Genomic DNA, 7,605 nt, shown 5'->3' with positions numbered 1-7,605 from the left:
GAATATGTAGCGTCCGAAATACTGTCAACATCATCAGGGTTTATTTTGCCGATAATCTTCTTGGCGTACTCCTCGCTGCCCTTGATCGCCTTTTGTGCTTTGTTGTAATAGTCCTGATTTTTGATTTCGCCGTCTACCATACCGTAATTCTCGTCTTTAAGTGTTCCGTTTTCCTCATAGTTTTTGAACTCGCAGGCGGTGATGGCATTGTCCTTGATGGTGATGGTAACTTCTCCGTAGCCGTTGCCGTTGCCTTCCTCGTCGCCGGAGTACACGGCGCTTTTGCCTGTATAGGTGCCGTCCTTATAGGTTTTGCTTCCGCCGCAGCCCGCAAGCGCACCAGCGAGGATAAGGGCGCAGCTTAACAATGCAATGATTTTTTTCATACTGTTACTCCTCAAAATTCTCATTGATGATTTCCCTGACCAATTTGCCGTGCTCAAGCACAACCGTGCGCTGAGCGACCTCGGCGACCTCCGGGTCATGGGTAACGACAATCAGCGTTGTTCCCTGACGGTGAAGCTGTTTGAAAATGTCAATCACGATATTTTCATTTGCTTCGTCAAGATTTCCCGTCGGCTCGTCGGCAAGAATGATCTCAGGGTGGTTGATAAGCGCGCGTGCAATGCAAACGCGCTGCTGCTCGCCGCCGGAAAGCTGGCTCGGGAGATGCTTTGCTCTGTCCTTCAGTCCAACGCGCTCCAACGCTTCGAGCGCTTCCTTTTCATCGGGCATGCTGTGGTAATACTGCGATACCATCACATTTTCAACAGCGGTGAGATAATTCACCAAATGGAACTGCTGGAAGATAAGCCCGATTTTATCGCGGCGGATTTCCGTCAGCTTCCTGCCGCTTTCCTTGGCGATATCTACGCCGTCGAGAATTACCTCGCCGAGAGAAGGCTTATCCATACAGTCGATAATATTCATCATAGTGGACTTTCCCGAGCCGGAGGGACCCATAATTGCTAGCCATTCGCCGTTTTCTACGGTGAGGTTTACATTATCAAGCGCCTTTAGCGGACCGTAGATTTTTGATACATTTTTTATTTCAAGTAAACTCATACTCATTCTCCTTTTAAGACAAGCGCGGGGTCAACGTCGGTTGCGCTGCGGACCGGCAGCAGGCAGGACAGACCCGTTACCAGAACAGACACAATGATCGTAATCGGAATCAGCACCCAGTGGAACTGAATAGAGCTGTTAAACACGTTCATGCTGACCGCCTGCGCGAAAACAAAGCCGCAAACAGAACCGAGCAAGCCGCCATCGCGCCGAGCAGCAAGCCCTCACCCATAAATTCGAAGATAATGCTCCTGTTTGAGGCACCGAGCGCCTTGCGTAAGCCGACCTCTTTCCTCCGTTCAGTAACGACCGCCATCATGGTAGTCGCAACGCAAATCATCGTGAGCAGCAGTACGATAACGGTGACAAGCAGTACCAACGCCTGCAATTTGGAGAGCACCGTGTTTTATGACTGCGTCACGCGCTTAATGAGTCTTGCAGATACGCCGTCAACGTTCTTTGTGATAGTATCGGCATATTTTTCCAATTCATTCTGATTAGCCGAAACGCTCAATTCGGTCATATCAAATACATTTGTTTTATCCGTTAACGCTTCCATATCGGAAATGGAGATAAAAATGTATTTTTCCTCGTTACCGCCTGTATCCAGAATACCTGCAACGGTAAAATCGCGGCTGTTCTGGTTACGCTCGCCCTTGTTTGCCTCGTCGGCAGTCGCAGGCAAGCCTTCAAGGTCGTAAACCAATGTAACCGTATCGCCCGGTTTTATTCCGAGAGTTCCGGCAGTTTCCTTGCCGACAAGCGTTTGTCCTTTTTCAGAGGGCCATTCACCGTCAACGCGCCAATAAGGGCTTGTCTTTTGTGCTCCCTTAAAATCGGTTGCTGCCGCAATCAGGGGGCGTTCATTCAGCGTGATATTTTCATAGCGATACGGCGCGGCGCCGACCAGCTGATTCCCTTTGATTTTGCCCTCGGCTTTTTCAATTTCATCAACGGTCAGCTTTTCGCTGCCCGACGGCGTAAAAATCATATTCGCGCCGTAGCTGCGGAACTGCTCGCCCATCTGACGGGGCACATCATAATAAATTGTAACAAGACCCGAGAGGATCGTTGCTCCGACAGCAATCGCGAGGAGAGCCACCAGCATTCTTGACCGCCGCCTCAAGAGAGAGGCGGTAATCATTCGTAAAAACATGGTTTGTTTTTTCATGACTGATCCCCCTTTATCTTCCGTGCAAAACTTCCGCGGGGCGGAGTCTCAGTAACATTCTGATGGCGGGAATACTGCCGGCGAGCGTGACGATCACGATAAGCACCGCGACGATCGGAATGACCATCGGCTTCATCTCGATGGATGAGTTGAAAACCGTCTGTCCGATAATCTGCGCGAATCCGTAGCCCATGAAGTAACCGGCAACGCCCCCGACAATAGCCGTAACGGTTATTTCTGTCAATACAATTCCCGAGATGCGGTAATCACGTGCGCCGATTGCTTTCAGCAGACCGATTTCGTTGCTGCGCTCCATGACGCTCGCGGTTACGAGATTGGATATTCCGAGCGCCGAACCAAACAGGCTGAGAATGGTGATAAGTATGGCCGACGCTTGCGGTGGTGAGCTTGCCGGTGCTGATCTCGAGGATACCCAGCCAGACCGTCACAAACATATGAGCCTTGTTATTCGCGCAGACCAGCTTGTTGACTCTTCCGAGTATCTCTGCCGGAGTGCCTCCGATCATGGCATGGTCGTTGATATAAATCTTTGACGACATCATGAACAGCGCCGCCGGAACGCCCTTTCCGGATACGTCCGCGATCACGATCGCAAGGTGATCGTCGTCGATCATGAAGAAGTCATAGAAATCTCCGCCGACCTCCTTTGCTGGATCCATAGAAGCATATATCTCAAACTCCGGACGATCCGGAAAGTCCGTGGGCAAACTGCCGGTTTGGATTTCGGTACCGACACGCAGATCAGCCTCGGTAGCTTCAACCTTCGCGCGGGTTTTCAAAAGACTATGGGTACTGACATTGGTCACAAGATACACAAGCGCCAATGACACCGGTATAGACGATGTCTCATAAACCTCAGCGCCGTTATCGAGAAGAAACAGCTGCAGCCAGTAAAGGAAAGGTGCAATGGCTCCGAAAACAAATACGCTGAAAGGAACCTCTCCGTCTGAGGGTTTCCTTTTCTTGCCGATCGTCAGGAAGTAGACCGCAATAAGCAAGGGTGAGAAAATGTATAAATACACGATACCGTGAAATACAGTTTCAAAAAACTCCATCGTCAGCACGTTTCCGCCTTCGTCTACCCGGAACATCAGATATGTCCACGGGGTAGTCGCGCACAGCAGAACCGTTATCGCCACAGGCAGCGCATAAATGAGAATGAGCGGGATTTTCTTCAGTTTTATGCCAAAGCGATCAATCAGATACAGGTTTACAAAAGCGGCAAAGATGATGAGGGAAACAGCATAACCGCCTGCCGCTAAGTAAGAAAGAATTGTAAAGTCCGGATGTCCGTCGATGAAGGTCCACACAATCTCAAGTACGCACATCACGACGCCTGAGATCAGCATAAGAGAAATAAGCCCTTTGACCTTTTGCTTGTATAAGATAAGATTGTTGATGAGTAGAATACCAAGCAGCAGCATCGCTACAAATAGCAACTCCAGATACAGTCCGTTGGCGATTGCTTGATCTATCATAGTTTTTCTCCTTACCCCTTTATGCCATCCATATCGTTCGAATCAAATTCATCTTTCTGTCTCATTCGATATGGAACAAATTACTGAATCCGGTAAGATCAAAGACCTCACGCACAGACTGATTGAGATTGCAGACAATCATATCGCCCTTGCTGTCCATAGCCTGCGCAGCGCCGAGCAGAACGCGAAGTCCGGCGCTGGATATATAGTCCAAGCTTACCTTATTTCCGCTGTCATCCTCGGAATAAGTAACGATATCCGCTTCATCCACGATCATGGTCGGGATCGCCGAGAACGTGCGGTTATATTACTGCGACATCTGCACGGCCTTCAGGATAGCCGCCGCCACCATAATCGCGGCTCCGATGCCCATCAGCCATTTGCCTGCCTTGTTTGCATTGAGTAATTTTTGCGCCTTGGAAGTTTCAACTGAATAAGCATCTGCAACGTGAGCCTCAAGCGCAATCATGTACTTAGTATTATACTTATAAGACGTTCTGATAAGTTTTACGATATTACCTTTTATATTAACAACTTTACCACGCTGAAGCGAAGCAAAAAACTGTACGCTTTTTTTGAATGAAGTGAGATAAGTTGCTGCGCCTGCAACCATGGCAAGCGCTCCGACGCCGGCAGAGGTATAGGCGATGATATCCGCGATGCCGCCCAGATTCCATACGGTATCATACGGATCCTTGCCCTTGCTCTTCTCCCGGAGCGCTTCGCTTGTCAGCGCGACGCCCTTGCGGAAGATACCGCGGTTGATACCGCTGTAGATCGAGATGCTCTCAAGTTCTTTGTCGTCCTCATCCTTGTAAAACGAGTCAGCAGACGGGAAGTCGGCTTTGATCATTCCATTATAATTTTCCAATTTTTTATGCAGATTTCAAGGGGGGGTGTACCAGAATGGTACAGGAAAATACGAAAAAAATATTGATTTGCTTAAAAACTTTGTTTATTATTGTATCATGGATAAATTTAACGGATAGAGAATAACCTGAGGAGTACGATACTATGAATCGGTTTTTTTCGGAAACCTTAAGTAAACTACGAACCGAAAAAGGACTTTCGCGGCAGGAATTGGCGGATAAGATGTACGTTACAGGTTCAAAGGTATGGATATTACAGTTTATTTTCGGCATCTTGGATGTTCTGATCGGATGCTACTCGTTCTTCCATCCTGCGCTTATGGCGGTATCGCTCGGAGTTTTGATCGGTATCTATTTCGTCGAAACCGGCTTTACCCTGATGTTCAGCGGAATTGCCTTAAGAGATTAACAAAGAATATACTCCTAAGATTCGTATCCGCCGCGCGACGGTTTGAGAAGCCAATCCAACAGCGTAAATGATAAGCGCCGCAGAAAGGACGATTAAGATGATTGTCAGAATCACTCTCGTCCGGCGGCTGAATTTTGCTCTCCACTTCAAATATTACACCTCGTTTCAACAATGAGAGCCCTGCACCGCCGTGAAGCAAACGCAGGGCAAGAAACGTGACGTTGCATCCAACTCCGCCTTTTTCAACCTTTGCTATATTAGTGAAAATTGATTAACGGCGGATTATAAGGGTGATAATGAGGTTGATAATATCGTGAACGTCCGCATTGTCATTATCTCGCGGCGGCATTTCTCGGCTTGGAACGTGAGTCACAATCAATACCGTTGCCGCCGGTATCTTTTGCTTGATTAACCGCCTTGATTTCGTTGTCATTTCAAATTGCCTCGTTTGTAATTGTGTTGCTATTCCTTGTTATGGAACGTTATATCGTCATCTCCCCCTCTTGTCAACAAGAAATATTCTATAAACGAATAAAGAATTTTCTATTGAAAGCAAATCAGAAAACCGCTATAATATAAGTATTCCAAAACAGAGAAGGGTTTGAACGGATATGCGGAAGGACATCAGAACAAAAATCGTTGACACACTGAACGAGCGCCAGCTCAACCGCAAAAATCTCGCGAAGTACACGGGCATCTCTCAGAGCACCATCACTAAGATTTTGGGACGCTTCATCGAGAACCCTTCAAAGGATACTCTTGTTACAATGTGCGAAAAACTCAACCTGACATACAGCCCTGCCGAGATAGGCAGATTTGAATATACCGCAGCCTCATTCACACAGGAGGAGCTGGTCGCCTTCAACGATGCGCTGGAAGCAAAGTTCAGGGAAGGTAAATCCGCAGAGGAAATCATTAAGGCGATTCAGGAAATATAAGCATGATATAACCCCCATCGGTTGATTTTTGTCAAATCTTACGATGGGGGTTTTCTTGTCTACTTGAATTCGGTATCAATATTAAAAAAATACTAATGAAAAAATGAGTTTAAACTCAAGTGTTGACTGATACTATTTTAAGTTTGGTAATTTTTGGTATTTTTTGAAATTTGCGTAAACTTCGCCGAAGATTCCGGAAAAAAGTTTTACGCAAATTTGTACGCAAATCCTACGCAAATTTGCGTAAAAACCTATAATAATTTACACTAATTTATAACACCGTTTTGCAAAATCTGCGTAAATCGAAAAATAGAAAAAGTGCGATAAAACCTGATTAAATCGAGGTTTTATCGCACCACTTAGCCGAAGATAATATTATTTTACCATTGAAGCAACTTCCGCAGCGAAGTCGTCCTGTCTCTTCTCAATGCCCTCGCCCTTTTCAAAGCGAACGAACTTGGAGATTTCGATGGAGCCGCCGAGCTGCTTTGCAACGCTGTTTACGTACTGGGAAACAGTCATCTTGTTGTCCTTTACGAACTCCTGGTCTACAAGGCAGTTCTCCTTGTAGTACTTGTTGATCTTGCCCATTACGATCTTGTCGGCAATCGCGGCGGGCTTGCCCTCGTTGATTACCTGCTGGCGCATAACTTCCTTCTCGTGCTCGATAACGTCGGCGGGAACGTCAGCCTTGGTGAGATAAGGAGTGCTGAGCGCAGCGATCTGCATTGCTACGTCCTTACCGCAGGTAACGAACTCGTCCTTGTCGGCGAGGTCTGTGTTGAAGTTAACGAGAACGCCGATCTTGCCGCCTGCGTGTACATAAGCTACGCAAGCGCCTTCCATGCGCTCAAAACGGCGAACCTGAATGTTTTCGCCGATGGTGAGAACCTTCTCCTGGAGCATCTCAGCGATGGTCTGCTCGGAGCCTGCAGCCTGCATAGCGAGGAGAGCCTCAACGTCAGCGGGGTTCTTCTCGATAACGGTCTGAGCGCAAGCCTTTACGAAATCCATGAAGGAATCGTTCTTAGCAACGAAGTCTGTCTCGGCGTTAACCTCAACGACTACGCCGACCTTGCGGTCGTCGCTGGTGGTAGCGTAAGCAACGCCCTCGGCTGCAACTCTGCTCGCCTTCTTTGCCTGCTTAGCAAGACCCTGCTCTCTCAAAAAGTCAATTGCCTTATCCATATCGCCGTCAGCCTGAGTGAGTGCCTTTTTGCAATCCATCATGCCGCAGCCGGTTTTTTCTCTCAGTGCTTTTACGTCCTGAGCGGTAAATGCTGCCATTGTAAAAACTTCCTTTCGTATATATGTCAGCGGAAAATTATTCCGCGGCTTCTTCTGTCTCGGTCTCCTGAGCAGCAGCGCCCATCTGACCTTCCTTGCCCTCGATAACAGCGTTAGCCATTGCGCCCGCAATGAGCTTTACAGCGCGGATAGCGTCGTCGTTGCCGGGGATTACATAATCGATTTCATCGGGGTCGCAGTTTGTATCAACGATAGCTACGATCGGGATGTTGAGCTTCTTTGCCTCTGATACGGCGATTCTCTCTTTTCTGGGGTCAACGATGAAGAGTGCGCCGGGCATCTCGGTCATGTCCTTGATACCGCCGAGGAACTTCTCGAGCTTGTCGATCTCAAGGTTGAGCTTGAT

13 protein-coding genes are annotated in these 7,605 nt (G+C 47.9%); 2 read left to right on the top strand and 11 right to left on the bottom strand.

What is annotated here, in order from left to right; all coding sequences use genetic code 11:
- The 9 genes from KQI64_RS06435 to KQI64_RS06405 form a co-directional block, all read right to left on the bottom strand.
- On the bottom strand, positions 1-386 hold a 386-nt coding region (locus tag KQI64_RS06435; protein WP_216523890.1), incomplete at its 3' end, for an FMN-binding protein.
- Positions 387-390: 4 nt separating this feature from the next.
- A complete protein-coding gene (locus KQI64_RS06430; RefSeq protein WP_216523889.1) occupies positions 391-1,065 on the bottom strand; it encodes an ABC transporter ATP-binding protein in 675 nt (224 codons plus the stop codon).
- A gap of 2 nt (positions 1,066-1,067) precedes the next feature.
- A complete protein-coding gene (locus KQI64_RS10405; protein ID WP_253289212.1) occupies positions 1,068-1,217 on the bottom strand; it encodes a hypothetical protein in 150 nt (49 codons plus the stop codon).
- The gene (locus tag KQI64_RS10400; protein ID WP_253289211.1) at positions 1,214-1,453 is read right to left on the bottom strand and encodes an ABC transporter permease; all 240 of its coding nucleotides are present in this window, start codon (positions 1,451-1,453) and stop codon (positions 1,214-1,216) included. The genes KQI64_RS10405 and KQI64_RS10400 overlap by 4 nt, the downstream gene beginning before the upstream one ends.
- 18 nt (positions 1,454-1,471) lie before the next feature.
- On the bottom strand, positions 1,472-2,173 hold the full coding sequence (locus KQI64_RS10395) for an ABC transporter permease (RefSeq protein WP_253289210.1): 702 nt from the start codon (positions 2,171-2,173) through the stop codon (positions 1,472-1,474).
- A 76-nt stretch (positions 2,174-2,249) separates the two neighbouring features.
- Entirely contained in the window at positions 2,250-2,579 is a 330-nt protein-coding gene (locus KQI64_RS06420) for an ABC transporter permease (protein ID WP_330623049.1), read from the bottom strand.
- Positions 2,503-3,735 (bottom strand): PP2C family protein-serine/threonine phosphatase, encoded by a 1,233-nt coding sequence (locus KQI64_RS10630; protein WP_216523887.1) that lies wholly within the window; start codon positions 3,733-3,735, stop codon positions 2,503-2,505. The genes KQI64_RS06420 and KQI64_RS10630 overlap by 77 nt, the downstream gene beginning before the upstream one ends.
- A 61-nt stretch (positions 3,736-3,796) precedes the next feature.
- A complete protein-coding gene (locus KQI64_RS06410; RefSeq protein ID WP_216523886.1) occupies positions 3,797-4,012 on the bottom strand; it encodes an STAS domain-containing protein in 216 nt (71 codons plus the stop codon).
- A gap of 30 nt (positions 4,013-4,042) precedes the next feature.
- A complete protein-coding gene (locus KQI64_RS06405; protein ID WP_216523885.1) occupies positions 4,043-4,606 on the bottom strand; it encodes a hypothetical protein in 564 nt (187 codons plus the stop codon).
- Positions 4,607-4,749: 143 nt separating this feature from the next.
- Here KQI64_RS06405 and KQI64_RS06400 point away from each other — a divergent pair, with 143 nt between their 5' ends.
- Together KQI64_RS06400 and KQI64_RS06395 are read left to right on the top strand one after the other, a co-directional pair.
- Entirely contained in the window at positions 4,750-5,013 is a 264-nt protein-coding gene (locus KQI64_RS06400; RefSeq protein ID WP_216523884.1) for a DUF308 domain-containing protein, read from the top strand.
- A 611-nt stretch (positions 5,014-5,624) separates the two neighbouring features.
- Positions 5,625-5,951 carry a helix-turn-helix domain-containing protein gene (locus KQI64_RS06395; protein WP_216523883.1) on the top strand — a complete coding sequence of 109 codons (327 nt, stop codon included), beginning with the start codon at positions 5,625-5,627 and terminating at the stop codon, positions 5,949-5,951.
- 375 nt (positions 5,952-6,326) lie between these two features.
- Here KQI64_RS06395 and tsf read toward each other — a convergent pair whose 3' ends face one another.
- A complete protein-coding gene (gene tsf / locus KQI64_RS06390) occupies positions 6,327-7,238 on the bottom strand; it encodes a translation elongation factor Ts (protein ID WP_216523882.1) in 912 nt (303 codons plus the stop codon).
- A 37-nt stretch (positions 7,239-7,275) separates the two neighbouring features.
- Positions 7,276-7,605: 30S ribosomal protein S2 (gene rpsB / locus KQI64_RS06385; RefSeq protein ID WP_216523881.1), on the bottom strand; the 330-nt coding region annotated here is incomplete at its 5' end.

Origin of the sequence: Lachnoclostridium sp. MSJ-17 (genome assembly GCF_018918205.1) — a bacterium.
Lineage (GTDB): Bacteria > Bacillota > Clostridia > Oscillospirales > Acutalibacteraceae > Ruminococcoides.
Note: the sequence above shows the minus strand (reverse complement) of the source record. Positions and strands in the feature narration are given on the sequence as shown.

Bases quoted from the DNA above. Each gene is read 5' to 3' on its own strand.
- KQI64_RS06430 (WP_216523889.1), bottom strand. From the start codon at position 1,065: ATGAGTTTACTTGAAATAAAAAATGTATCAAAAATCTACGGTCCGCTA.
- KQI64_RS10405 (WP_253289212.1), bottom strand. From the start codon at position 1,217: ATGAACGTGTTTAACAGCTCTATTCAGTTCCACTGGGTGCTGATTCCG.
- KQI64_RS10395 (WP_253289210.1), bottom strand. From the start codon at position 2,173: ATGCTGGTGGCTCTCCTCGCGATTGCTGTCGGAGCAACGATCCTCTCG.
- KQI64_RS10630 (WP_216523887.1), bottom strand. From the start codon at position 3,735: ATGATAGATCAAGCAATCGCCAACGGACTGTATCTGGAGTTGCTATTT.
- KQI64_RS06410 (WP_216523886.1), bottom strand. From the start codon at position 4,012: ATGATCGTGGATGAAGCGGATATCGTTACTTATTCCGAGGATGACAGC.
- KQI64_RS06400 (WP_216523884.1), top strand. From the start codon at position 4,750: ATGAATCGGTTTTTTTCGGAAACCTTAAGTAAACTACGAACCGAAAAA.
- KQI64_RS06395 (WP_216523883.1), top strand. From the start codon at position 5,625: ATGCGGAAGGACATCAGAACAAAAATCGTTGACACACTGAACGAGCGC.
- tsf (WP_216523882.1), bottom strand. From the start codon at position 7,238: ATGGCAGCATTTACCGCTCAGGACGTAAAAGCACTGAGAGAAAAAACC.